At 69.6% G+C, this 24954-nt stretch carries 16 protein-coding genes and 1 tRNA gene; 7 read left to right on the forward strand and 10 right to left on the reverse strand.

Features of this window, described 5'->3' with window-relative positions; genetic code table 11:
• The first annotated feature begins 67 nt into the window (after positions 1-67).
• Entirely contained in the window at positions 68-835 is a 768-nt protein-coding gene (locus AC5RVZ_RS19040) for a PspA/IM30 family protein (protein WP_494067293.1), read from the forward strand.
• Between the two features lie 113 nt (positions 836-948).
• Here the strand turns inward: AC5RVZ_RS19040 and AC5RVZ_RS19045 are convergent, their stop codons facing one another.
• The 4 genes from AC5RVZ_RS19045 to AC5RVZ_RS19060 all read right to left on the reverse strand — a co-directional run bounded on the left by AC5RVZ_RS19045 (position 949) and on the right by AC5RVZ_RS19060 (position 6765).
• Positions 949-2112: a hypothetical protein gene (locus AC5RVZ_RS19045; protein WP_494067294.1), complete on the reverse strand. Its 1164-nt coding sequence runs from the start codon at positions 2110-2112 to the stop codon at positions 949-951.
• A gap of 201 nt (positions 2113-2313) precedes the next feature.
• Positions 2314-2390 (reverse strand) — tRNA-Met (locus tag AC5RVZ_RS19050).
• Between the two features lie 45 nt (positions 2391-2435).
• The gene (locus tag AC5RVZ_RS19055) at positions 2436-5360 is read right to left on the reverse strand and encodes a UPF0182 family membrane protein (protein ID WP_494067295.1); all 2925 of its coding nucleotides are present in this window, start codon (positions 5358-5360) and stop codon (positions 2436-2438) included.
• 271 nt (positions 5361-5631) lie between these two features.
• Positions 5632-6765, reverse strand: coding sequence for a YlbL family protein (locus AC5RVZ_RS19060; RefSeq protein ID WP_494067296.1), 1134 nt, complete (start codon positions 6763-6765; stop codon positions 5632-5634).
• Positions 6766-7039: 274 nt separating this feature from the next.
• Here AC5RVZ_RS19060 and AC5RVZ_RS19065 point away from each other — a divergent pair, with 274 nt between their 5' ends.
• The gene (locus tag AC5RVZ_RS19065) at positions 7040-8521 is read left to right on the forward strand and encodes a zinc-dependent metalloprotease (protein ID WP_494067297.1); all 1482 of its coding nucleotides are present in this window, start codon (positions 7040-7042) and stop codon (positions 8519-8521) included.
• On the opposite strand, the gene AC5RVZ_RS19070 is transcribed toward AC5RVZ_RS19065, so the two are convergent.
• Entirely contained in the window at positions 8518-9180 is a 663-nt protein-coding gene (locus AC5RVZ_RS19070; RefSeq protein WP_494067298.1) for a M48 family metallopeptidase, read from the reverse strand. The two genes, AC5RVZ_RS19065 and AC5RVZ_RS19070, sit on opposite strands and share 4 nt — an antisense overlap.
• A gap of 153 nt (positions 9181-9333) precedes the next feature.
• On the opposite strand from AC5RVZ_RS19070, the gene AC5RVZ_RS19075 reads away from it, so the two are divergent.
• Positions 9334-10410, forward strand: a complete 1077-nt coding sequence (locus AC5RVZ_RS19075; RefSeq protein ID WP_494067299.1) for a TOMM precursor leader peptide-binding protein — start codon at positions 9334-9336, stop codon at positions 10408-10410.
• A gap of 28 nt (positions 10411-10438) precedes the next feature.
• Here AC5RVZ_RS19075 and AC5RVZ_RS19080 read toward each other — a convergent pair whose 3' ends face one another.
• Both AC5RVZ_RS19080 and nudC read right to left on the reverse strand, forming a co-directional pair.
• Positions 10439-12571, reverse strand: coding sequence for an ATP-dependent DNA helicase UvrD2 (locus tag AC5RVZ_RS19080; RefSeq protein WP_494067300.1), 2133 nt, complete (start codon positions 12569-12571; stop codon positions 10439-10441).
• Positions 12568-13515, reverse strand: a complete 948-nt coding sequence (nudC, locus tag AC5RVZ_RS19085) for an NAD(+) diphosphatase (protein ID WP_494067301.1) — start codon at positions 13513-13515, stop codon at positions 12568-12570. The genes AC5RVZ_RS19080 and nudC overlap by 4 nt, the downstream gene beginning before the upstream one ends.
• A gap of 186 nt (positions 13516-13701) precedes the next feature.
• Here nudC and AC5RVZ_RS19090 point away from each other — a divergent pair, with 186 nt between their 5' ends.
• Positions 13702-15126 (forward strand): macrolide 2'-phosphotransferase, encoded by a 1425-nt coding sequence (locus tag AC5RVZ_RS19090; protein ID WP_494067302.1) that lies wholly within the window; start codon positions 13702-13704, stop codon positions 15124-15126.
• A gap of 43 nt (positions 15127-15169) precedes the next feature.
• On the opposite strand, the gene AC5RVZ_RS19095 is transcribed toward AC5RVZ_RS19090, so the two are convergent.
• From AC5RVZ_RS19095 to AC5RVZ_RS19105, 3 genes are read right to left on the reverse strand one after another with little or no spacing between them, the layout of a single operon-like run.
• On the reverse strand, positions 15170-18523 hold the full coding sequence (locus tag AC5RVZ_RS19095; RefSeq protein ID WP_494067303.1) for an ATP-dependent helicase: 3354 nt from the start codon (positions 18521-18523) through the stop codon (positions 15170-15172).
• A complete protein-coding gene (locus AC5RVZ_RS19100; protein ID WP_494067304.1) occupies positions 18520-21780 on the reverse strand; it encodes an ATP-dependent helicase in 3261 nt (1086 codons plus the stop codon). Before AC5RVZ_RS19100 ends, AC5RVZ_RS19095 begins: the two co-directional genes overlap by 4 nt.
• Positions 21777-22151, reverse strand: a complete 375-nt coding sequence (locus AC5RVZ_RS19105; protein WP_494067305.1) for an MGMT family protein — start codon at positions 22149-22151, stop codon at positions 21777-21779. The genes AC5RVZ_RS19100 and AC5RVZ_RS19105 overlap by 4 nt, the downstream gene beginning before the upstream one ends.
• Positions 22152-22269: 118 nt before the next feature.
• On the opposite strand from AC5RVZ_RS19105, the gene AC5RVZ_RS19110 reads away from it, so the two are divergent.
• The 3 genes from AC5RVZ_RS19110 (at position 22270) to AC5RVZ_RS19120 (ending at position 24881) form a co-directional block, all read left to right on the forward strand.
• Positions 22270-22968: a 3'-5' exonuclease gene (locus AC5RVZ_RS19110; protein WP_494067306.1), complete on the forward strand. Its 699-nt coding sequence runs from the start codon at positions 22270-22272 to the stop codon at positions 22966-22968.
• A 189-nt stretch (positions 22969-23157) separates the two neighbouring features.
• Entirely contained in the window at positions 23158-24150 is a 993-nt protein-coding gene (locus AC5RVZ_RS19115; RefSeq protein ID WP_494067307.1) for a methionine ABC transporter ATP-binding protein, read from the forward strand.
• Positions 24147-24881, forward strand: coding sequence for a methionine ABC transporter permease (locus AC5RVZ_RS19120; RefSeq protein ID WP_494012550.1), 735 nt, complete (start codon positions 24147-24149; stop codon positions 24879-24881). Before AC5RVZ_RS19115 ends, AC5RVZ_RS19120 begins: the two co-directional genes overlap by 4 nt.
• The last annotated feature ends 73 nt before the right edge of the window (positions 24882-24954 follow it).

Below are 24954 nucleotides of genomic sequence, written 5' to 3' on the forward strand. Positions count from 1 at the left end.
AGACCGGGCAGCCACCTTGGCTGCTTGGAAGGCAAAGTTCGAGTAATCCCGATCGAAAGGCATCACCGTGGTAAAGCACTCAATTTTCGGCCGCATGGCACAGTTGGCCAAGGCAAACATCAACGCCCTGCTCGACCAGGCGGAGGATCCGCAGAAGATGCTGGACCAGATGGTCCGCGACTACACGAACAACATTGCCGAAGCCGAAAGCGCCGTCGCGCAGACCATCGGCAACCTGCGCATGCTGCAGGACGACTACAACGAAGACCTCGAGAACGCCCGCAGCTGGGGCAACAAGGCCTTGGCCGCCAGCCGAAAGGCCGACGAATACCGCACCTCGGGCCATGCCGCCGACGCCGAAAAGTTCGACAACCTCGCGAAGGTGGCAATCCAGCGCCAGATCTCCTCCGAGAACGAAGCCAAGGGCGCCGAGCCCACGATCTCCTCGCAGACCGAAATCGTCGAAAAGCTCAAGCAGGGACTCAACCAGATGAAGTCCAAGCTCAATGAGCTGCAGAACAAGCGCGATGAGCTGATCGCCCGCGCCAAGACCGCGCAGGCCCAGTCGCAGGTTCACGACGCCATCAAGAGCATCGACATTCTGGATCCGACCAGCGAAGTCGGCCGCTTCGAGGAGAAGATCCGCCGCGAGGAGGCAAAGGTACGCGGCCAGGCCGAGTTGGCCGCTTCCAGCCTGGACACCCAGTTCGAGAGCCTGGAAGACCTCGGCGAGCAGACGGAGGTGGAGGCACGGTTGGCAGCCCTGAAGTCCGGCACCAGCCCGGCCCCGTCGTCGCTGGAGGCCGGTAAGGAAACTACCTCAGAGAGCTACTGAGTACAGCCCTCCGGCCGCCCGGGCATGAATGGCTCCGGGCCGCACCATCCCGGTGTGGCCCGGAGCCTTTCCTGACGGGCCGGGTCCTGCTTTTCCGGGCCAGTGCGATCGCGTTAACGGCGCGGCTTCAAGGCCCGGAGAAGGCGGCGGCCGTTGAAACGGCCCGGGCGGGAGGCGGGGATCCGCGCGCGGCGCAGGGCTTTGGGGTTGTAATGCCGGGGACGGTGCTCGGCTGCGTCCGGCACACCGGCGCTCCGCTCCCGGGGCCCTGGGGCCACTCCCCCGTCCTGCTGGGGCGGCGGACGACGGCGGGCCCCCTCCCGGGACACCGCCGGAGCCGGCGGTGCGGCCGGCGCCACGGCAGGAGCAGGCTGTGCGGCCGGAGCAGGGGCCTGAGCAGGCGGTGCGGCCGGCGCCACGGCGGGAGCAGGGGTCGCGGCCTGGTCATGCCCGGAGTCAGGATCCTGGGGCCCGGTCCGCCGCCTGCGCAGCAGGAGCCAGCCGATCAGTGCAAGGTAGGCAGTTGGAACCAACCAGGCGGGGACTGCGTACAGCACGTCGGTGAGCAACCCGTGGACGCCGTGCGCGGCATCGATCAGCCGGTCCTCGACCTCGTGCCCCTCGGCATTCCGGACGGCAAAGAAGGCGTAGTAGGCGGTGCCCAGCCCGGCGAGCAGCAGCAGGTAGCCCTGGGCTCTTTCCACCAGGGTCCACGCTTCGGGCCATCGCCGGCCGGCGGCGGCCCCGACCGAGGATGCGGCGGCGCACAGCAGGCCGAAACCGGCGAGCAGGCCCAGGACATAGGCGGCCATGCCGGCGACAGGGGCTTCCGCGCCGCCCTGTTCGCCGGCCGCGGCCAGCAATTCCGGCAGCTGCGGCGCGAGCGAGGCCAGCCCGATCACCGCACCGGCAACAGCCATCGCGCCGAGCCGGACGAATGATCCGCCTCCCGCCGCCGCTGCCTGCAACAGCCGGACCCGCCCTCCTGCCACCAGGAAGGACGCGAGCAGGACCAACAGCATCCCGGTCCCGGCCGAGATGTAGGCCAGGGCTTCGGCATGGGTCGCCGGATCACCTGCCGCCAGCAGCGCCAACGAGAACGACGCCGTGTAGCCGCCGGTCAAGACCAGCGCCGTCGCGGCGGACCGGCGCACGGCGTCAGCGGCCGTGCTGTGCCAGCTGTTGCCGGCGACCATCAGGAGCCACGTCGGCAGCAGGAGCAGGCTGCAGGGGTTGAACAGGGCTGCCACTCCGGCGGCCAGGGCGTAGCTGCTCACTGATTCCAGCATGGGACAACAACGATCTTTCCGAGGAAAATCGGGGACGGGTGAAACCATTCTACCGGGCGGGGTTGTGGCCTCGGACACAGCCAGTCCGGCTTGCGGCCCGGGCTTGCGGCCCGGGCACAGCCGGTCCGGCTTGCGGCTTCGGGCACGCAAAAGCCCCGCCCGACATGACATCGGACGGGGCCCTGCTCTTGGTTGCGGGGAGAGGATTTGAACCTCTGACCTCTGGGTTATGAGCCCAGCGAGCTACCGAACTGCTCCACCCCGCGGCGCAGTGAATACATTACCGGCCGCGGGGTAGCGAAGCAAATCGGTCAGTTGCCCTCGGTCGCCTCCGGAGAAGGCTGCTCCGTCGCCCCGTCGGCTCCGCCTTCGGGGGTGCCTCCGGAGATCGCCGCCTCGGCGTCGATGGCGTCCTGCAGCGCGGCCTGGAGCCGCTCCTGGGCTTCGCCGTACGCGGCGAAGTCGCCCTCCGCCAGCGCGGCCTGTCCCTCCTGGATCGCGGTGCGCGCCGCCTGCAGGGCCGCCTGCAGATCCTCCTCGGCGCTGGTCTCCGGAGCATCCGGTGTCGCCGGTGTCTCCCCGACGTTCTCTTCGTCGCCGGTGGTGGCGCCCGAGTCGCCTTGGAACACCTGGTCCAGTGCTTCGGACAGCGTCGGCGCGAAGCCGACTTCCTCGCCGAAGCTCACCAGTACCCGGCGCAGGATCGGGTAGGAGGAAGCGCCCGAGGACTGGACGTAGACCGGCTGCACGTACAGCATGCCCCCGCCGACCGGCAGGCTGAGCAGGTTGCCGTTCTTCACCTCGGAAGCCCCCTGGCGCAGCAGGTTCAGCGCCTGCGACACTTCGGTGTCCGAGTTGAACAGGTTCTGTGCCTGGCCGGGACCGGGCACAGTGATATCGCGCGGCAGTTCGAGCAACCGCAGCGTGCCGTAGTCCTCGGACTTCACGCCATCCTCGCCGGTGCCGGCGTCCGCGTTGGCTGACAGGAACCCGTACAGCACGTTGCGTGCCTGCTCGCCCGGAACGGCGAACGGAATGAACGGGGTGGTCAGCGAGAAGGACGCCGCATCCTGGTTGGGCATCTGCAGCGACAGGTAGTACGGCGGCTGCTTGACGGTCGAACCCTCGCCCAGCGTCGGATCCGTGGGAACACTCCAGGCATCGGAGTTCTCGTAGAAGCGGTTGACGTTGGTCACGTGGTACCGGGTGAGCAGCTCCCGCTGCACCTTGAACAGGTCCTCCGGGTAACGCACGTGGGCCATCAGGTCGGCCGACATCTCGCTGTACGGCTTGATCGTCGTCGGGAACACATTCGTCCAGGCCTTGAGCAGCGGATCCTGGTCGTCCCAGGCGTACAGGTTCACGGACCCGTCGTAGGCGTCCACGGTGGCCTTGACGGCATTGCGGATGTAGTTGACTTCCTCCGCCGGCAGCGCCACGGTGGCGCCCCCGGTGGTCCCGGAGTCGATGGTCGCCGACTCCAGCTGCTGGGGAGTCGAGTACGGAAAGTGCTCGCTGGTGGTGTAGGCGTCTACGATCCACTTCACCCGGCCGTCAACGATGGCAGGGTAGGCGTTGCCGTCCACCGTCAGGTACGGAGCAACTTTTTCGATCCGCTGGCGCGGATCCCGGTCGTAGAGGATCTGCGACTCCGAGTTGACCGCGTCCGACAGCATCAGGTCGGTCGACTGGAACTTCAGGGCGTAGACCAACCGGTTAAACCAGTTGCCGATGTTGGGGCCGCCGTCGCCGTCGAACGTGTTCCGCGTATCGGTTTCAGCATTGGCGCTCTGCGGCCGGTCGATCTCGATCGGGGAGCTGCCCTCGGGCGCACCGACGATCGAGTAGTCCGGAGACGCCTCGCCGAAGTAGATCCGGGGTTCGTAGGTCGAATCGTCTCCCAACACGCCCTGCGACGGGATTCCGGAGAGCATGAAGGACGGTTTGCCGTCCGGCTCCACGCGGGAGCCCGCGGCCGCAACCACGCCGTAGCCGTGGGTGTAGAGCAGGTGCTCGTTGACCCAGCCGGTCGGCACGCCCGCGGTGTTCAGTTCGCGGACGGCGATGACGGTGTCCTGCACCTCGCCGTCGACCGTGTAGCGGTCCACGTTGAGCGTCTCGTCGAACTGGTAGTACTGGCGGAACTGTTCCAGCTGCGCGAACGCGTCCGACACCAGGTTCGGGTCCAGCAGCCGGATATTGGCCGTGGTTTCGGCGTCCTCGCGCAGCGCGCCGGCTTCTGCCTCCACCACGGCTTCATAGTTCATGGTCTGGACGTCGTCCAGCCCGTAGGCCAGGCGGGTCAGGGCGATGTTGCGTTCGATGTACTGGGCCTCGACGTCCTGCTCATTCGGGATCACCTGGAAGCGCTGGACGATCCACGGGTAGACCCCGCCGGCGAGGATGGCGGTGACGACAAGCATGGCCGTGCCGACGATCGGCAGCCGCCAGCGGCCGATGAAGGCCGAGACGATGAAGAGGATGGCCACCAGCACAGCGGCGACGGCGAGGATAGCCTTGGTGGGAATCACGGCGTTGACGTCGGTGTACAGCGCACCGGTCCAGTTTCCGGCATCGGACTGCACGGTGGCGTACCGGTCCAGCCAGTAGTTGACGCCCTGCAGGATGAGGAACAGCGCGGCAAAGATTCCCACATGGATCTTCGCCGCGGTGGAGGCGAAGAACCCCTTGTCCTCCAGCCGGATCCCGCCGTAGAGGTAGTGGGTCAGCAGCCCGGCGATGCCGGCAATCAGCACCACGCTGATCAGGAAGCCGTTGATGAAACCCAGGAACGGCAGGGTGTTCATGTAGAAGCTGAAGTCCAGGCCGAACTGGGGATCGGTCTGGCCGAACGGCTGCTGGTTAAAGAACAGCAGGACGGTCTGCCACGCCGAGGCGGCGGCGGTGCCGGCAAAACCGGCGAGCACTACCGGGATGCCGATCATCAGCAGGCGCCGCACCGGCTCCAGCTGCTGCTGGTAACGGTTCAGGTTGTCCTGCAGCGAGCTGTCCGGCGCGTACACCGGGCGTGAACGGTATGCCAGCCGGAGGCTGAAGTAGACGGCAAGGCCCATGATCAGGAAGGCAATCAGGAAGATGGCGATCTTGGTGCCGGTTTCCTTGAGCATGACTTCCAGGTAGCCCAGCTGGTTGTACCAGAGGATGTCTGCGTAGATCTGGGAGAAGAAGACGAAGCCCACCACCAGGACGGCCACCACGATCAGGGTGGGCACCAATGCGGAACGTTTCTTGCCAGGACTGTTAAGCGGTGTTGGCCGGTCGCCGTAAGACCGGTCTTGTCCGAACGTCACTCGTTACCTCGTTGTCTGCATGCGTGGCATCACGGCGAAACCGCCGCTGCGGGGACACTCCCCCTAGATGCCACGAACGGCGGTCTCGGAGGGTTCCGTTCCCATTCTGCCTTGTCAACACCGGCCCCGGCGAACCGCGGCGCGGGAACGGTCCGGCACCGTTGCCGGAATGTGACCGCGCCGCCGCTGAAACGAATCAGCTGCAGCCGGGCAGGGCGGCCGCATCGCCGCCGCCGCCGATCGCCGTGACGGCCTCGACGGCGTCGTCCAGCGTCGCCACCGACACGACCTGCAGGCCCTCCGGGACGTGGCCGGCGACCTGCGCGCAATTAGCCTCCGGCGCCAGGAAGACGGTGGCGCCGGCCTCTCGCGCGCCCAGCATTTTCTGCCGGATGCCGCCGATCGGCCCGACGGTACCCTCGGCGTCAATGGTGCCGGTCCCCGCGAAGTGCTTGCCGCCGGTCATCTCGCCTGGCGTCAGGGTGTCGATGATGCCCAGCGCGAACATCATGCCGGCGCTGGGGCCGCCCACGTTGTCCAGTTGGATCTTCACCTCGAACGGGAAGTCGAATTCGGTGCCCAGCAGGACGCCCAGCTGGTAGTCGCCGTCGTCGTTGGCCCGCGGCGCCACATCCACGGTTTCCTTGCGGCCGTCGCGCGCGATGCCCAGTTCGACCGGGGCACCGGCACTGGCGTTGAGCTCCTCGCGCAGCACCTCGATGCCGGTGACCGGCCGGCCGTTGATGGTCCGGATGGCGTCCTGCAGTTCCAATACTCCTGCCGCCGCCGCGTCCGGGGTGAAGTCGGCCACCGAGAGGGTCTGCGAGTACTCCACGTCCAGCTGGGTCAGCGCCGCCGCGATCGATGACTCCTGCGACGAGGCCATCAATGCCGCATTCTGCTGCTGGATGTCGTCCTGCGTCACGTCCGGCGGGTAGACCAGGTCGGCCGGCGCTACGCTGCGCTGGGGGTGGAGCCAGGCGGCCAGGACCTGCAGCATGTTGACGTTCGAGTTGGGCCCGCCCTCCACGTACACCGTTGTCAAGTCCAGGGCGCCGGAAGTCTCGTAGGTGGGGCGGTCCGGAACCTCGATCAGCGGGGTGCCGGAAACCTCGCCGATGGTGTTGATGGCAGGACCGGGCGTCTCGATGACGTAGCCCGCCGGCAGCGCCAGCCCTGCCGCACCGGCCACCACGGCAACGACGGCGGCGGCAGCCATGACCGGTTGCCTGCGGTTTCGGGTACGCTGCGCAGCCGGCTGCGGGCCGGGAGCGTTGCCGGCCCAGCCGTCCGTGCCGTGCTCCGTGCCGTTGTTGGTGGACTGTGTCACCTGGTGGTTCCCTCCCGCAGCTGTCCGGGCCGTGCACCTACACGCGCTGCCGCCCGGGGCGCTCGCGGCGCCTGCTCTAGCGTACGCCGTCGGCCCGGCATCGGTGGTGCTGCGCCTGCTCGGCCTTGAGCGAACTGCCCGTCCCCGGCGCGACAAGGAATCCCGGCTGCCGGTAACGTGGAACTCACGCAACACCCCGGGCACAGCCCCCGCTGCCTCCCCGGCAGCCGCTGCGGCCCGTGCCCGCTCCAACCCTCGAGGACCGGTGGTAGTGATGACCCCCAAGCAGCCCGACGACGACCCGCAGGATCCGCTGACGGAGATGTTCGCCAAGCTCTTCGGCGGGCAGGGCGGGGCAATGGATCCCGCGGAAATAGCCAAGGCGGCAGGACTGCCCTCCGACCCCAGCGCCCTGGCGCAGATGTTCCAACAGGTCCAGGCGATGATGAGTGCCCCCGCCGAAGGTCCGGTCAACTGGAAACTGGCGCATGAAAGCGCCCGCAAGGTGGCCGCCTCTGACAGCGACCCGTCCGTCTCTGCCGCACAGGGCCGCGCCGTCGACGAAGCGCTCCGGCTGGCCGAGATGTGGCTCGATCCGGTGACGAGCATGCCCGGCACCGGGCTGATCGGCAGGGCCTGGTCCCGCGCCGAGTGGGTTGAGGCAACGCTGCCGACCTGGAAGCGGTTGACGGAGCCGGTCGCCAACAGCATCGCCTTCGCGCTGACCAGCGCGCTGACCGAGCAGGTGCCGGAGGAGATGAAGCAGATGCTCGGCGGGGCACACTCCATGCTGCAGAACCTCGGCGGCGCGATGTTCGGCATGCAACTGGGCCAGGCCGTGGGTGCCTTGGCCAAGGACGTGGTCAGCTCCAGCGACATCGGTGTCCCGCTGGTGGAAGGCAAGATGGCCCTGCTGCCGGCCAACGTCAAGTCGTTCGGCGAGGGCCTGGACATCCCGGGGCAGGACGTACTGCTCTTCCTGGCCATCCGGGAAGCTGCGCACACCCGCCTGTTCACACATGTCCCGTGGCTCTCCGGCTACTTGCTGGGCGCTATCGAAAGCTATGCCCGGGGCATCCATATCGACATGGGGCGGATCGAGGAAGTGGCCCGCGACCTCGACCCCACAAACCCCGAATCCATGCAGCAGGCACTCTCGCAGGGCGTGTTCATGCCGAAGCGCACGCCGGAACAGGAAGCCGCCCTGGCCAAACTCGAAACTGCGCTCGCGCTGGTCGAGGGCTGGGTGGACGAGCTCACCGCCGGCGCAGCGGCCAACCTGCCCTCGGCACCGGCGCTGCGCGAAACGGTCCGACGGCGGCGGGCCACCGGCGGGCCGTCGGAACACGCCTTCGCGGCCCTGGTCGGACTTGAGCTGCGCCCCCGCCGGCTGCGGGATGCCGCCGCCCTGTGGTCCGCCCTGAAGGAGGAACGCGGAGTCGAAGGACGGGACGCGATCTGGAACCACCCCGACCTGCTGCCGACCGCGGAGGATCTGGACGATCCGGCCGGCTTCAGCGCCCGGCGGAAACTGCTGGACGCCTCCGAGGCGGAAGTCGACGAGGCGCTGCAGAAACTCTTGAGCGGTGGCTTCGAAGAGCAGCCCGGCGACGGCGATGCCCGGAAGCCGGACGGTACCGCCGACCGTGGAGACTCCGGCAGCTCCGGCGGAGGTCCGGACGGCTCCGCCGGCGGTGAGGATACCGGCACCGCCGATGGAGGCCCGGGCGGTACCGGAAACGGAGACCGCGGCTAGCTGTCGCTCTCGCCGGCGCCGTCCACGTCGTCCTCGTCCTGCAGGCCGCGGCCCATGGCAAAGGCTGCGCCGGAGAGGAAGGCCTTGGCCCGTTCCAGCTCCGGATAGGCCTGCAGCAACCGCCAGAAGCGTGGCCCGTGGCCGGGCTCCAGCAGGTGTGCCAGCTCGTGCAGGATCACATAGTCGACGACCCAGGCGGGCATGTCCTTGATCTTGTCGGAGATGCGGATGGTGCCCCGGGCCGGCGTTGCCGACCCCCAGCGGTCGTTCTGGTTGGAAACCCATCGGATGCTGGTCGGGATAGCGTTGCCGGCCAGGTAACGGCGCGACAGCTCCGCCGCGTGGCGGGCCAGGTCCGTGTCGCTCGCGGCGGTCCGTCCCTCCGGGCGGGAGCCGCGCGTCTCGAGTTTGGCGAGCATCCGCTGCACCCACTCCCGTTCCTGCGCCTGCGAAAAGTGGCCGGGAATTGAGATCACGGCGGCCCCGTCCCGCCAGGCGGCGGAGACGGTCCGGCGCCGGCGAGCTGACCGTTTGACCACCACGGGGGCCCCGGTGGATGTGGTCAGCGCCACCCGCTCCCCCGTGTCGGCCACCAGCGGCACCGGCCGCGAAGGCGTTGCGCTGGCACGGGATTCCTGCGTTTGATCTGCTCGGGACATGCGACGAGGTTACCGGGTCGATCCGACCGTCCGCATCCGCGAAGGCCCGGTGCCCGGTTTTCTGTGGATAACCCTCCGGCGCCTGCCGCCGCCGTGCCAGCATGGAGGTCCGGGACGCTCCCGGACCACGGGCAGGCGGCGAGGAGGATTGCGGTGGCACAGTTGAGGATCAATCCAGGCCTGCGCATGCTCGAGGGCGCCGCGGGCAGCGTCCAGTTCGGCCTGGGTGCCGGCGGACTGGTGATCGAGGGAACCGGGGAAGCGGACCGGCACTTCCTTTCCCGGCTGTGCCGGGGGATTGAATCGGCTGACCTGGACGACGTGCGGGCAGGCTGTGGCCTGGACAGGGAGCGGGCCGCGTCGCTGCTGGCGGCGCTGGCACCGGTCCTGCTGCCGGACTCCGGCGGGGAACGCCTGTCGGGTTTGCGCGCCGACCGGCTCGCACCGGATGCGCGCCGTTGGTCGGCGGTGTACTCGGCCGACGGTGAAGGACCGCTCGCCGCCCGGGGCCGCTGCATCGTTCAGCTGATCGGGCTGGGACGCACCGGTGCAGCGCTGGGCACCGCCTTGGCGGCGGCCGGCGTCGGCACGCTTCTGCTCGAGGATTCGGCGGTCGCCGCCCCCTCAGATGTCGGGTCCGGCGCCATCCGGCTCGCCGACATCGGCCTGGGCCGCGGGCAGGCCGTGCGGCGGGCGGTGCACCAGGTCGATCCCACGGTCGCCTGCCACCTGTTGCCCGGCTCGACCGCGGAGCAGGGTGCCGCTGGCATCTTTCCGCGCGCGCTCAGCCTGGCCGTCTACGTCGACCGCGACGTGGCCGATCCCCGGGTCGCCGCGGCGCTCATGAGCCGGGGACACCCGCACCTGAGCGTCCTGGTGCGCGAGCAGGACACCCTGATCGGGCCGTTGGTGGTCCCCGGCCAGACAAGCTGCCTTGGCTGCGTGGAACTGCACCGGGCCGACGCCGATCCGGGGTGGCCGGATGTCGTTGCCCGGTTGACCAGCCGGCCGGCCGAGCCGCAGGCAGACCGGGGCGCGGCCGACGAAGTGTCGCAGTCGGTGGCCGCGGCCGGCCTGGCTGCGATGCAGGCCCTGCTGTTCCTGGATAAACGGAACCAGCCCGGCAGCTTCTCCGCCGTGCTCAAACTCGACAGCGGCGACGGCACCGTGACGCGGCACGCCTACCCGCCGCACCCGGCCTGCGGCTGCGTGCTGGCCCCGGCGGCCTGAGCGCGGGGTTGCCCGGGCCGGCCCAGGTTCAGTTCGCGGCCAGGACGCGCAGCACATCCTCGCCGTAACGCTCCAGTTTGGACGGCCCCACGCCGGCCAGCCTGGACAGCTCCTGCAATGACTGGGGCCGGGCTTCGGCGATGGCCACCAGGGTGGCATCCGTGAAGATCACAAAGGCGGGCATCGAGGCTTCGCTGGCCGTCTCCTTGCGCCACTCGCGCAGCGCCTCGAACGTCGACTCCTCGTAGGTGGGGGGACAATTGTGGCACCGGCCGACCTTGCGTTCCGCCCCGCTGCCGAGCAGGGTGCCGCAGACGCGGCACACCGCCGGCGCGGCCTGCTTGCGCCGCGCCGGCCGCTGGCCCGGCGTGCTGCGGACGGAGGAGGAAGAGGCGGGGCGCAGCCCGTCCAGGAACCGGGACGGTTTGCGGTTGGCGCGGCCTCCCGGGGTCCGGGCCAGCGACCAGGACAGAGCCAGGTGCTGGCGGGCACGGGTGATGCCCACATAGAGCAGCCGGCGTTCCTCGTCCACGGCCTCGTCGGTGTCGGCGAAGGAGATCGGCATCAGCCCCTCGCTCAACCCGACCAGGAAGACTGCGTCCCATTCCAGGCCCTTCGCCGAGTGCAGCGAGGCGAGGGTGACACCCTGCACCGTGGGAGCATGCTGGGCGGCGGCGCGTTCGTCGAGCTCCGCCACGAAGTCGGACATGGTGAAAACACCGCCGGCCGCGGAACCGCGGGCCGCGTCCAGCTCGTCGGCCAGTCCCACCAGCGCCGCCAGGGATTCCCAGCGTTCGCGCACCGCACCGCCGGTCTGCGGAGCCGCCCGCGTGTAGCCCAGGTTCGCCAGCACGTCCCGGACCAGTTGCGGCACGGGTTCGGTTCCGGCGGCCCGGGACGAGGCGCGCAGCTGGAGGATCGCGTCGCGGACCTCCCGCCGCTGGAAGAACCGCTCCCCGCCGCGCAGCTGATAGCCGATGCCGGCATTGGCCAGCGCCTGTTCGTACGCTTGGGACTGCCCGTTGGTGCGGAACAGCACCGCTATCTGGGCGGCGCCCACGCCGTCGTCGATCAGTCCGCGGATACGGGTGGCCACCTGGGCGGCCTCCGCCTCGTCGTCGGCGCATTCCGTGAACGAGGGCTCGGGCCCGGCCGGACGCTGGGCGATGAGCTCAAGCGGGGTCGGCCAGGTGTCGTTGTCCCGCGCCGGCTGCCGGGTGCGGGCGGCCAGCAGCGAGTTGGCCAGCTGCACCACCTGCGGGGAGGAGCGGTAGTCCCGGACTAGTTTGACAACGTCGGCTCCGGGGAAGCGTTTGGTGAACTCGAGCAGATGCCGGGAGGTCGCTCCCGTGAAGGAGTAGATGGTCTGGCTGGCGTCGCCGACAACACAGAGTTCTTCACGGTCCCCCAGCCAGAGGTCCAGGAGCCGCTGCTGGAGCGGCGAGACGTCCTGGTATTCGTCCACCACGAAGTGCCGGTACTGGTCCCGGACGGCGGCCGCCACCTTCGGGTCTTCCTCGAGGATCCCCACGGTGATGAGCAGGACGTCCTCGAAGTCGATGATGTTCCGGTCCGTCTTCACGTCCTCGTAGGCCTGGTACAGCCGCGCCACCGTCGTCAGGTCGTAGCCTGCCGGTGCGGCACGCCCTGCCGCCCGGCGGACATAGCTCTCGGGCGTGAGCATGGAAACCTTGGCCCACTCGATCTCGGCCGCCAGGTCGCGGATGGCGGCACGGTCGGTGGTGAGCCGCAGGCGGCGGGCAGATTCGGCGATGACGCTGGCCTTGTGGTCCAGCAGGCCGGGCAACGGACCGCCGACCGACTGCGGCCAGAAGAACTGCAGCTGGCGCAGCGCCGCGGCGTGGAACGTTCGTGCCTGCACCCCGCCAACACCGAGGTCGCGCAGCCGCGTCCGCATCTCGGCGGCCGCGCGCGCGGTGAACGTCACCGCCAGCACCCGCTGCGGCGTATACACCCCGGTGTGCACGCCATAGGCGATCCGATGGGTGATCGCACGGGTCTTGCCGGTGCCCGCTCCGGCGAGGACGCACAGCGGTCCGGCCAGGTTGGTGGCCACCTGCCGCTGCTCGTCGTCCAGTCCGGCCAGGATCCGGTCTTCGAGGCTGCTGTCCGGGAGGGGCCCGGCTGCCGCTGCGCTCATCGTCCGGCCTGCGGCAGCTCGCCGCCGTACCAGTGCTCGATCAGCGCCCGCGCAATCGAAATGCCGCTGGCCACCTGGACTTCGTCAGCCTTCAGTGCCGCGGCCAGTTCCTCCCGGCTGAACCACCGCGTGTCCAGGATCTCCACGCCGTCGGGGACCGACGCCGCGTCCGTCGCGACCGCCGTGAAACCGATCATCAGCGATGCCGGGAACGGCCACGGCTGGGATCCAAGGTAGCGCGGCGAGTGCACCACGACGCCGGACTCCTCCTCGATTTCCCGCACCACCGCGGCCTCGAGCGACTCCCCCGGCTCGACGAAGCCGGCCAGGGTCGAATACCGGCTGGCCGGCCATGCGCTGTTGCGGCCGAGCAGCAGGCGGTCGTCCTCGTCGATGACCGACACGATGACGGCGGGATCGGTGCGCGGGAAATGCTGGCTTCCGTCGGCGGGACAGCGGCGCACCCAGCCGCCCTGCTCGATCTCCGTGCGGTGGCCGCAACGCGGGCAATGGGTGTGGGTCAGGTGCCAGTTGGAAATCGCCGCGGCCTCCACAAACAGCCCGGCGTCCTGCGCCGAGAGCTCCCCCGCCACGTCGCGCAGGCCCAGCCACTCGCCGTCGTACTCGGCAGCTTCCGCGCGGTCCGCCAACACCGAGAGCACAATGTCGGTCCCGACGGGCACATCCGCGCCTTCCACGGCCCGGCCGAGGTAGACGGACAGGTCGGTTGCGGTCCGTTCCCTGCTGGGAAGCAGCACGATCCTTCCGCCCCGTACCAGCGTCTTGCCGTCGGCGATCAGCATCACATGCGTGGTGTCGCTGCCCCAGATGCCGTCCACCAGGCCGGGGTGGCTGCGCCGCTCGCACCCGCGGTCCATGGTGGTGCGCGCCAGCATCAGCTGGCCCAGCGGCGGGAACCCTGCAGCGGCGGTGCTAAGACTCATGCTCTCTACCGTACTCACCCCGGCGCCCGGACTGTTATTCGCGCCGCCGCCGCTGTGGACTGCGCGCGGCGGTGCTGTGGGACTGCGCGCGGCGGTGCCCCGCCGGTGCGGCCTGCGTCACCCATCCGGCGACTCGCCGCGGCCGTGGCCGGGCTGCCGGTACCGGTTGCACGTACGGTGGACTACGTGAGAAAGACACCTCTGGAGCTGGCGGCAATAGCCAGCGCGGCCGTACCCGGGTTGACGCCCACGGGCGTTGCCGGGTTGCCAGACGATGCGGCGGATTTCCAGTCCGCCGTACTCACCGATGCGTCCGGCAAGCGCTGGCGCGTGCGTTCTCCGAAGCACGCCGAGGCCAGCATGCGGCTCGAAACGGAACTGTTGGTGCTCCGGGCCTTCTCGCCTGCGATCCGCGCGGAGTTGCCTTTCCAGGTGCCCACGGTCGCCGGGACCGTCCAGCAGTCCGAGCTGCGCACCTTCGTTTACAACCACGTGCCCGGGAACATGTTGGCGCTGGAAGCCCTGGTCGCCGCCGGCGCCGCCGTCCCGGTATCGATCGGACGGGCGACAGCCGGCATCCACGACCTGCCCCAGCGCATGGTCGACGCCGCGGATTTGCCCAGCTACACCGCCGACCAGTTCCGCCAGCGCAAGCTCAACGAACTCGACCAGGCTGCCACCACCGGCAAGATCCCGCCGGCCCTGCTGCGCCGGTGGGAGCACGCTCTGGAGGACGTCGCCCTCTGGAAGTTCAATCCGTGCGTGGTGCACGGCGACCTGCACGAAGACAACCTCCTGGTCCAAGACGGCAGCGTCAGCTCCGTGACCGGCTGGACCGACCTGCGCATTGGCGACCCCGCCGATGACTTCGCGTGGCTGGTGGCCGTACACGAACAGTCGTTCGCCGACGTGGTGCTGGAGTCCTACCGCAAGTACCGCAAGGACCCGGTCGATCCCCACCTGATGCGCCGGGCAGCGCTGTCCGCCGAATTCGCGCTGGCCCAATGGCTGGTCCGCGGACTGGCCGCGGGCGACCAGACCATGGTTGACGAGGCGGTCGACATGCTGAACGAGCTCGAGGCCGATGTGGCCGAACACGGCGGCCAGCCCATCAGCGTCACCGCTCCCCCGCCGCCTGCCGTTCCGCCCACGGTCGCCGCTGTTCCGGCGGCTCCGGCCCGGGAACCGGCCGCCGGTTCCGAGGGCCGGAACCGTGCCGCGGAGCCGGCTCCTGCCGATCGGCCGACGGGGGACGAACCGGCGGACGGCGATCAGGACGGCGCCGGCAGGGCGGCTTCGGCGGGCGGGAACGGTTCGGCCGAGCAGGCGCACCGGAACGACGGGCCCGCACGCGTCCAGCTCGCCGGCCGCTCCGGGAGTTCCAAGGTCACGCTGCTCCCGGTTGAGGGTCCTGCCGTCGATCCAGCTTCTCCGGCACCGCCCGCGCCGGAACAGGACGCTGCGGATCAGGACGCCGCGGAGCCTGCGCCGCCGGAGAACGGCAGCGCCGACGGCGCAGCGGCCGCCGGCAAGGAGGCCCGGCCGGTCAAGGAAGCCGAGCCTGCGTCCGCGGACACCACGGCGCTTCCGGTCATCAACCAACGGCGCTAACCCCTGCTGCGCGGGGCGCCGATCGCTGCTGCGCGGGGCTCTACTACGCGTAGGCCCGCAACACCGCCGCTTCCAGCTCCGCTTCGCCGGCCAGGCCGTGCGGGCGCACGAGTTTGTCCTGCCCGACGTAGTAAAAGGCGGCCTTGACGCGGTCCACGTCGATTCCGTGCAGGCGTGCCCACGCCAGCCGATAGACGGCCAGCTGCACCGACTTCACCGACAGTTGCGTGCCCGTCGGCGCGGTTCCGGTCTTCCAGTCGATCAGGTCCCAGCTGCCGTCCGCGTCGCGGAACACGGCATCGATGCGCCCGCGCACCACGACGCCGCCGACGCGGGTCTCGACGAGCACTTCGATGGCTGCCGGGACCCGGTCGGCCCATTCGGACGCTTTGAAAGTCTCGACCAGGCCGGCCAGATCATAGGCCTCGTCGACGTGGGCGTCGGCCGCGTCCGGGTAGGCCTCGAGATCGAACATCCCCGTGGTGCCGAAGTATTCCTCGATCCAGCTGTGGAAGGTGGTGCCCTTTCTGGCGGCCATGCCGGGCTTCCGGGGCACCGGACGCCGCAGGCGCCGCGTGACTTCGTCCGGGTCGTCGGCCAAGTCCACCAGCAGCGACGCGGAGATGTGCGCCGGCAGCTCCACTTCGCCGGCGGTGGGGGCGGCGTTGTGGCGTTCCAGAAGCAGCCTGGCCTCATGGGCCCACGCCGAGTCGGCGGCCGGCTGCCGGTCCTGTGCCAGCGACTCGAGCACTGCCTGCGCGGCCTGTTCCATGGCCGCCCGGCGGCCCGGACGTTGCCGCTGCGGGATGCCGCTGCGGTAGACCCGCGGTCCTTCCAACGGATCGAAGGGCCACATGGCTGTTTCCACTTCGGCCCGAAACGGATTCTCCGGCCCGAGTTCCTCGTCCGCTACCCAATGCCGCACCTGCACTGCCGTGGGTTCGTCCTGTGACATTTCGTGCAGTTCGGCCAGGAAGGCCGACACGGCCGTGGGCTTGACCTTGCTGCCGGTCCAGCCGGCGGAGCTGCAGACCAGCAGGTGCTTGGCCCGGGTGTAGGCGACGTAGGCCAGCCGGCGCTCTTCGTCTTCGCCGTGTGCTTGGACGCCCGATTTGTAGTCCGCTTCCGCGTTCAGCCAGGACAACTGGTCCGGCTGGTCGGTATCCCACTGTGGAAGGTCGGACCGGTCGCCGCGCAACGGCCAGGGCAGGGCAGCGTGGCCGCTGCTCCACCGGTTGTCCGAGGAGGAAGGGAAGGCGCCGTCGTTGAGTCCGGGGACGAAGACTGCGTCCCATTCCAGCCCCTTGGAAGCGTGGACCGTCAGCAGCTGCACGGCATCGTGCCGCACGTCCACCTGCGCCATGTCCAGGCCTCCCTCTTCGGCGGCGGCCGCTTCCAGCCACGCCAAAAAGGCCAGCAGATCCACGCGCTGCGATGTCTGCATGAACGCTGCCGCTGCATCGTGGAAAGCATCAAGGTTGCGCCGCGCCTGGTGGATGCTCTGGCCGGGCTTGGAGGCAACCTCGATGTCCAGCAGCATGGTGCGTTCCACTTCGCCCAGCAACAGCGTCAGGTCGTCGCCGACGAAGCTGCGCAGGTAGCGGACCTCTTCCGCCAAGCGCCCCAAACGCTCAAGCGCGACGGGCGTCAGCGACCGCCCGTGGCGCGAGGTCCAGCCCGGCTTGGGAAGCCGGTCCAGCGCCTCGATCAGGGACGCGGCCTCGGCCAGGTCCTGTTCGACGACGGCCTCGCCCGCGGCCTCATCCCGGTCCAGCTCGGCGGCCTCGCCTGCCGCCGCCGCGCGGCGCCGGCTCTCCAGGAACCGGGACCAATCGGCCAGGGCCATCAGGTCCGCCGGTCCGATCCGCCAGCGTGCCCCTGCCAACAGCCGCATCAGCGCGTCGGACCGTCCCGGATCAGCCAGGACGCGCAGGGTCGCCACGAGGTCCACGATCTCCGGCTGCGCCAGCAGCCCGGCCAGCCCGATGATTTCGTAGGGAATGCCCCGCTCTTCGAGTACCTTGGCGATGCCCGGGATCTGTGCCCGCCGCCGGCACAGCACGGCGGTGCTGACGGGTTCGGCACGGCCGGTTTCAGGGTCGCGGGCGAAAACCGTCTTCCGCGCCCGCTCGATCGCGTCGGCGAGGGCGAGGGTCTCCTCCGCCTCGGTCGCGTAGCGTCCCAGTGCCACCGTTCCTTCCGTGGCTCCCGGCCGTGGGCGCAGCGGCGGAACGCTGATCCGGCCGGGGCGCGGACGGTTCGGGTCTTCCCGGTTCAGCGGCGCCGAGATCCGGTTGGCCATCCGCAGGATGTTGATGCTGTTGCGCCAGGCCACCGTGAGGAAACCGGCCGGAGTTGGGGCCCGCCGGCCGTCGTCGCCCACCAGGGGAAAGTGCTCCTGGAAAGCGAAGAGCTGGCCGGCGGAGGCACCGCGGAAGCCGTAGATCGACTGGTTCGGGTCGCCCACTGCGGTGACGGCATGCCCGTCCCCGAACAGTTCGGAGAACAGCACCATTTGGGCGTGGGAGGTGTCCTGGAATTCGTCCAGCAACACGACTTTGTAGCGGCTGCGTTCCAGCTGGCGGGCCTGCGGCACCTCGCGGGCGATGCGGGCCGCGAGGGAGACCAGGTCGCCGAAATCCAGCACCCCGCGTTCCCGCTTGGCCCGGTTGTAGCCGGCGGCCAGGTTGGCCACGGTGATCCGGGTCCGCAGCCGGTCGAGCAATTTCCGCACCTCCTGCTTGGCCGGCTTGGTGCTGCCGTCGATGTAGGGAAGGGCGGCGATCCGCTCCACCTCCTCCGCGAGGTAGCCGGCAGCCTGGTCCGGGGTGACCAGATGCTCCGAGCATTCCCCGGCGAACTGCATCACGGCGTTGACCAGGGTCGATTTGCTGGCCACCAGGTGCTCGATGGGGCCGTCGTATGCCTCCACGCAGTGGCTGGCCAGCTGCCAGGACTGCGCGGTGCCCAGCAGCACCACGTCGCGTTCAATTCCCAGGCGCAGCCCGTAGTCGCTGACCAAACCGTTGGCGTAGGAGTGGTAGGTCGAGACCTTCGGTTCGACCAGGCCGGCGGCATCGTCGGCCTCCTGCGGCAGCAGGCCCTTGCGGTCCAGCTTGGCCAGCTGGGCGCGGATCCGGGCGGCCAGCTCGCCTGCGGCCTTGCGCGTGAAAGTGACGCCGAGGATTTCATCGGGGCGAACGAACCCATTGGCCACGAGCCAGACCACGCGGTCGGCCATCGTCGCCGTCTTGCCGGAGCCGGCGCCGGCGATGACCAGCATCGGCTGCAGCGGGGAGCTGATGATGGCCGACTGTTCGGCTGTCGGCAGGTGCTGGCCCAGCAGTCCGGCAAGTTCTTCCGGGCTGTAGGTTGTGGTGACCGCTCCTATGCTCATTCGGTGACCTGCCTTCCTTCTGCGCACAGGGGACAAATTTCCGGTGCACGGCAGCCGTGACCGCCGTTGCCGGACCGCTGCGGATCGTGCCGGGCCTCGAATTCGGAAGCGGCCATGAGCGCCGCGGCCTCGTGGATCATCGCTGTGGCCCAGTCTTCGCCGTCGGCCAGGCTCTCCTGCTGCTGGACTTTGACCGATTTCAGGTCCTGTCCCAGTTGGACCAGGGAAGCGCCGCCCGGGGCTGACGCATGTTCGGGGAATCCTCCGGCCTGGACCGCCGCCTGGTAGCTGCCCAGCTGCGGGTGCCGCTCCAGTTCTGCCTTGGTCGGGGCAGCGCGTCCCGTTTTCAGGTCCACGATGTGCAGCCGCCCGTCGGCGTCCAGTTCCAACCGGTCCACCTGTCCCCGCAGCCTGGCCACGCGTTCCGGACCCGGCAGGTCAACCGAGAAGTCCTGTTCCACGCCGACCAGGCTCCGGCCCTCCGCACGCATCTGGATCACGTACTGGGCCAGTCTCCGGACCATTCCTTCGGCACGGTTGAAGTCAAGCCGCCCCTCCCAGTTCTCCTTCATCCCCAACTGCGGCCAGCGTCGGACCAGTTCGGCCACGTATTCCGTTCCCGTGCCCGCGGGGAAGTCCTGCGCAATTCCGTGGACCAGGGTGCCCAGGCTGCGGGCGAAGTCGGTGGCCGCTTCGCCCCCTGCCGCTTGGATGAACCAGTCGAGCGGGGATTTCTGGACGGCCTCCACCTTCGAGGGGGAAACCGGGACGGGTTCCCCCTCCGGAACGACCGGTGCCGTGCTGCTCAGCGGCAGCAATCCCCACCAGTCGCGCGGGTGCGCGCCGGGCACCGGCACCGGGCTGGCCGCCAGCATGGCGAGCACGGCGGCAGCATCCGCCGCCTCTTCCGGACGGGTCGAGGCCTGCTGGGCGGCCTGCCGGAGTTCCGCTGCCAAGGCACGCACGGTTCGCGGGCGGAGGACTTCCGTCGCCGGCCGGGGGGTTTCCGGGTCCAGCCAGGGCTCAACCAGATCGAGGAACTGCGACGGCTGGGCGTCTTCGGACTGCACCGCCGTGCAGATCAGCCGGCGTTCGGCACGCGAGATCGCCGTGGAAAAACTCCGCAATTCGTCGTACCGGATTTCCCGCAGCCTGCTCACCGCGTCGATCCTCCGGGCGTCCTCGACGCCGCGCTCCAAAACCTCGACGAACTCCGTGCTGCCCAGCAGTTCGCCACGCAGCCTGGTGTTCGGCCACACCCCTTCCTGGACGCCGGCCACGATGACCAGCGGCCAGCCCCGGCCCGCCGCCGAGGCGGGCGTGAGCAGTTCCACAGCTTCGCGCATCTGGGCGCGCGGCGCGAGGTTGTCCATCGGCAGTTCCTGGTTCAACAGGTATTCCAGGAACTGCCGGGGACTGGAGCCGGGGAGTTGGTCCACATACCGCTCGGCGGTCTGGAACAGCGCCATCATGGCGTCGAGGTCCCGGTCGGCCCGCACGCCGACCGGTCCGCCTTGCAGTGCCTGTGCCGCCCAGCGATCGGAGAGCCCGGTGGCGGACCATAGTGCCCACAGCACCGTCTCGGCGTTGGCCCCGGGCTCGGCCGCCGCGTCCCGACCGGCCTTGAGCATCCGCGCGATCCTCCTGGCGGATCCGGCTTCCCTTCCGAGCGTGCCGAGGAACACGGGGTCGCCGATCGCTTCCACGAGCAGGGAATCGCTGGACCGGCCCCCGCCGCCGAGCAGCTCTTCGCGCCGCAGTGCCTGGCGCAGGCGGCGCAGGTCGATCGCCGTCGCGCCGCCGATCCTGGAGGTCAGGAGGGCGACGGCAGCGTCGGGGGTGAGTAGTTCCGGTTCCAGGGCCACGGCCAACGCGTCCAGCAGCGGCCGGACCGCGGCCTCGTCGCGCACCGCGCTTTCGGCAACCGGGACCTTGACCGCGATGTCCTGGCCGGTGAGGTAGCGGGCGAGGGCCGAGAGCTGGCCGCCGGTGCGGACGATCACGGCCATCTCGCTGAGCCGGTAGCCCTCGAACAGCCTGGCTTCCAGGATCCGCTGCGCCACATAGCGGTGCTCGTGGACCGGCGACGCGACCACGTGCGAACTGGCGGCGGGCGCGTCGTTCCGGTCCGCGCCGCCGTGGGCGGGCACGGTTCCGCTCCCAGTTTCTGCTTCCGCACCGGGATGGACGAGGTCGCGGGCGCGGTGCGCCCCGGCGACCTGCGAGATCCGGGCGGCAGCTGACTGCCAGGCGGTTGCGACTCCGGGCGCCATCCGGTGCGAAGTGGTCAGGACCAGCGTGTGCAGCGGCCTGTCCGGTGTGCCGACCAGCCCGGGCAACTTGCCGAGGACATCCGGACGGGCGCCGCGGAACCCCTGGACGACGGTGTCCGGCGAGGCGGCGAACACGGCATCCTGTCCCTCCGCAAGCAAGGCCAGGAGTTCGAAGACCGCGGGATTGGCTTCCTGGAGGTCGTCCGCCAGGATCAGCCGGAGGCGGCTGCGTTCCCGCTCCAGCAAGCCGGGATGCTCCAGCAGCAGCTGGCGTGCCGAGGTGATGATGCCGGCAGGGTCGAAGGCTTCGGGCATCCGGAGGTCGATCACGTCACGGTACTCGCGATACAGCCGGGCCGCCGCCATCCAGTCCGCCCGGCCATACTCTGCGCCCAACTGCTCCAGCTGCCCTGCGGTGCTGCCGTACTCGGTCAGCCGGTCGAAGAGCTGGCGGACCTCCTGCCGGAAGCCGCGGGTCGCCAGAGCCTGCTGCAGGTCTTCCGGCCAGCCGGCCCCCGGGCCGTAGCCGGCACGATGGCCGGCCAGCAGTTCGGCAATGATCTGGTCCTGCTCGGCCCCGGACAGCAGCCGCGGCGCGCGCTCCACCAGCGGCAGCAGTCCTTCCACCCGTGCCCGTCGGATCAGGTCGAAGGCGTAGGCCGACCAGGTCCTGGTCGGGGAGGTGCCCAGGCTGCGGTTGAGGCGCCCGGTCAGCGTGTCGCGCAGGCGCGCGGCCGCCAGCCGGTTCGGAGCCAGGAACAGCAGGTTCGCCGGGTCAAGTCCGGTTTCCTCCACCCGGCGCACCGCGTGTTCCACCAAAGCGGTCGACTTTCCCGTACCCGGGCCGCCGAGGACCAGCACCGGACCGCAGCCGGCGGGCAGGTCGATGACCTGCGCCTGGTCCGGACTCGGAAGCGGGGCACCGGCTGACCTGGTTTCGGGCCGGACCAGCTGCAGCCCGGCCGACGGCTTGGTCTCGATCATGGCCCCATCCCATCAATCGGTTCGGACACTTTGCGCCGGAGCTCCTCGATCGCTGCGTATTCTTCAGGCCCGGGCACCCAACGGGCTTCCGCCATGCGCACCCTGGGCGGCCACGCCGCCGGCTCCGCCAGGGGTGTGCCTTCCCGGCGGTAGTGCGCCACAGCCTGTTCCATCAGCTCATCGGGCAGGGAACCGTTGGCACGAATGATGCGCCACCACGGAACCGCCGCGCCGTGCAGGGACAGGATCCTGCCGACCAGCCGGGCGCCCCCGGCGTCGAGCAGTTCGGCGACATCGCCGTACGACAGCACCCGGCCCGGCGGAATGATTGCGGCAAGGTCGAGGACCGCCTCTACTATCGCCTCGCGCATTACACCAGTGTAATTTAGCGGCCCCGTGCGGCCTGCACCGGCGGGCGGCGGGAGCGGCTGCCACACACCCCGCGGCGCCTCCCCGGGATTGTCCGATCCGCCGGATAGCGTTGCGGACATGAACAGCTGGCATACCGGTCCCCGCGCGGCCTTCGATCTCGAGACCACGGGCCGTGATCCCCACACCGCGCGGATCGTGACGGCGTCCATCGTCCTGGTCGACGCAGCGGGACAGCCGCTGCAGGAGCGGGAGTGGCTGGTGGACCCCGGAGTGGAGATCCCTGAGGAAGCCGCCGCCATCCACGGGATCAGCACCGAACGGGCCCGCAGCGAGGGCCTGCCCGCGGCAATTGCCACCGCCGGTATCGCCGAGGCACTGACCGGCTACTTCGACGCGGGCATTCCGGTCATGGCCTTCAACGCCGCCTACGATTTCACCGTGCTGGCACGCGAATGCTCGCGGTACGGCCTGCCGGCCCCGGCGGCGTCTCCGGTGATCGACCCGTATGTCCTGGACAAGCAGGTGGACCGCTACCGGCGGGGGAAGCGCACCTTGGGGGCGCTGTGCGAACTTTACGGCGTCCGGCTCGACGCCGCGCACACGTCGGCGGCCGACGCCCTGGCCACCATCGGCGTCGCGGACGCCCTCGCCCGCCGCTACGCAGGATTGTGCATCGGCGCGGCCGAGCTGCATGCCCTGCAGATCGACTGGTGCGCACAGCAGGCGGCAAATTTCGAGGCCTGGCTGCGGCGCAAGGATCCGGAAGCCGTCGTGGACGGGGTCTGGCCGGTGCGCCTGATGCCCGCCGCCGTCTGACCCTGCCCCCACCGGCGCGCACACCCGCCCGCCCCCTGGCTTCTCGCGGCACTGTCAACTTCGCGTCGCCGTATGACGCAACGTCCCGTCGAATTCTGGCGCGTTGTCACGGCTGTCATAATTAAACCTTGATGGCGGCACATGCTATGGCGGCTGTCGACGCTCCAGACATCGATTTCCCGAGGTTCCATGATCACCGTTACCGACCTGCGCAAGGTCTACCGCCAAGGCGGCCGCGAAGTGGTAGCCCTGGACGGGGTCAGCCTGTCCGTCCCCAAGGGCACCGTCCACGGCATCGTCGGCCATTCGGGTGCCGGCAAGTCCACCTTGGTGCGCTGCCTGACCCTCCTGGACACCCCGACGTCCGGATCGGTATCGATCAACGGGGCCGAGCTCAGTGCCGCCCGCGACGCCGACCTCAGGTCGGCCCGGCGCCGCATCGGGATGATCTTCCAGCACGCCAACCTGATGGACTCCCGCACCGCCGCCCAGAACGTGTCGCATCCCTTGGAGATCGTCAAGACGCCCAAGGCGTCCATCCGCGCCAAGGTTTCGGAACTGATCAAGCTCGTCGGCCTGGAGGGGTTTGAGGACGCCTACCCGTCCCAGCTCTCCGGCGGCCAGCGGCAGCGGGTCGGCATCGCCCGCGCCTTGGCTTCGGACCCGGACGTGCTGCTCTGCGACGAGCCCACGTCGGCCCTGGACCCGAAGACCACCGACGAAATCCTGACCCTGATCCGTGACCTGACCGAGCGGCTCCAACTGACCGTGCTGGTGATTACGCACGAAATGCAGGTCATCAAGCGCATCTGTGATTCGGTGTCGCTGCTGGAGGCCGGCCGGATCGTCGAACACGGCCCGTTGCGCGAGGTCGCCGCCGACCTGGGCGGCCGCCTCTCGAGCACGCTGCTGCCGCTGCCCTCGGCCGAGGCGACCGGCGGGGGCACGATGCTGGAAATCCTCTATTCCGGCGAACGCGCGTCGGAGCCTGTGCTGACCGGGGCTGCCCGGGCCTTCGGCCTGGACCTGAACGTCCTGGCCGGCAGCGTGGAGTCGCTGGCCGGCACGCAGTTCGGCCACTTGCGCATCGAACTGCCGGCCGGGGCGGACACGGCTGCCCTCACCGAGCACCTGGTCGGCCAGGGCGTGGCCGTCCGCGTCCTGCAGGAGGAAGCGGCATGAACTTCATCGACGAACTGACGACCAACCCGGGCATCACCAATGCCCTGCCGGAAGCGATCGGCGAAACGTTGCTGATGGTCGGGGTCTCGGGGGCCTTTACCCTGCTGATCGGCCTGCCGCTGGGCATCTTCCTCTACACCAGTGCGCCCGCCGGGCTGCGGCCGATGCCGGTGACGAACCGGATCGTGTCGGACATCATCGTGAACATCACCCGGTCCATTCCGTTCGCCATTTTGATGATCTCGCTGATCCCGCTGGCCCGGGTCATCACCGGCACCTCGATCGGCGCCCTGGCCGCCTGCGTCTCGCTGACCATCGGCACGGTGCCGTTCTTCGCCCGCCTGGTGGAAACCGCGCTGCGGGATGTGAGCTCCGGCAAAATCGACGCGGCCCTCGTCATGGGTTCCACCCGCCTGCAGGTCGTGGCCAAGGTCCTCGTTCCCGAGGCTTTGCCCGGGCTGGTCGCTGCCTTGACGACGACGTTGGTCACGCTCGTGGGCTACTCCGCCATGGCGGGCCTCACCGGCGGCGGCGGCCTCGGCCAGCTCGCCTACAACTACGGCTTCCAGCGGTTCGACACGACCGTCATGGTGGTGACCATCGTGATCATGGTGGTCCTTGTCCAGCTGATCCAGTGGATCGGCGACGCGGTGGCCCGGCGGGTGGACCACCGCAGCGCTTCCACCGCAGGCTCGAAGCGCCGGCGCCATGAGCCGGTAACCGCCGTCTGAAACGCGGCGTCCGCGACGTGTCGGGACAGCGCCGTCCCGCTCCCCCACGCTTCCCGCCCGCCTCACCGGCAGC

This window comes from Arthrobacter sp. Cza30 (assembly GCF_059090765.1).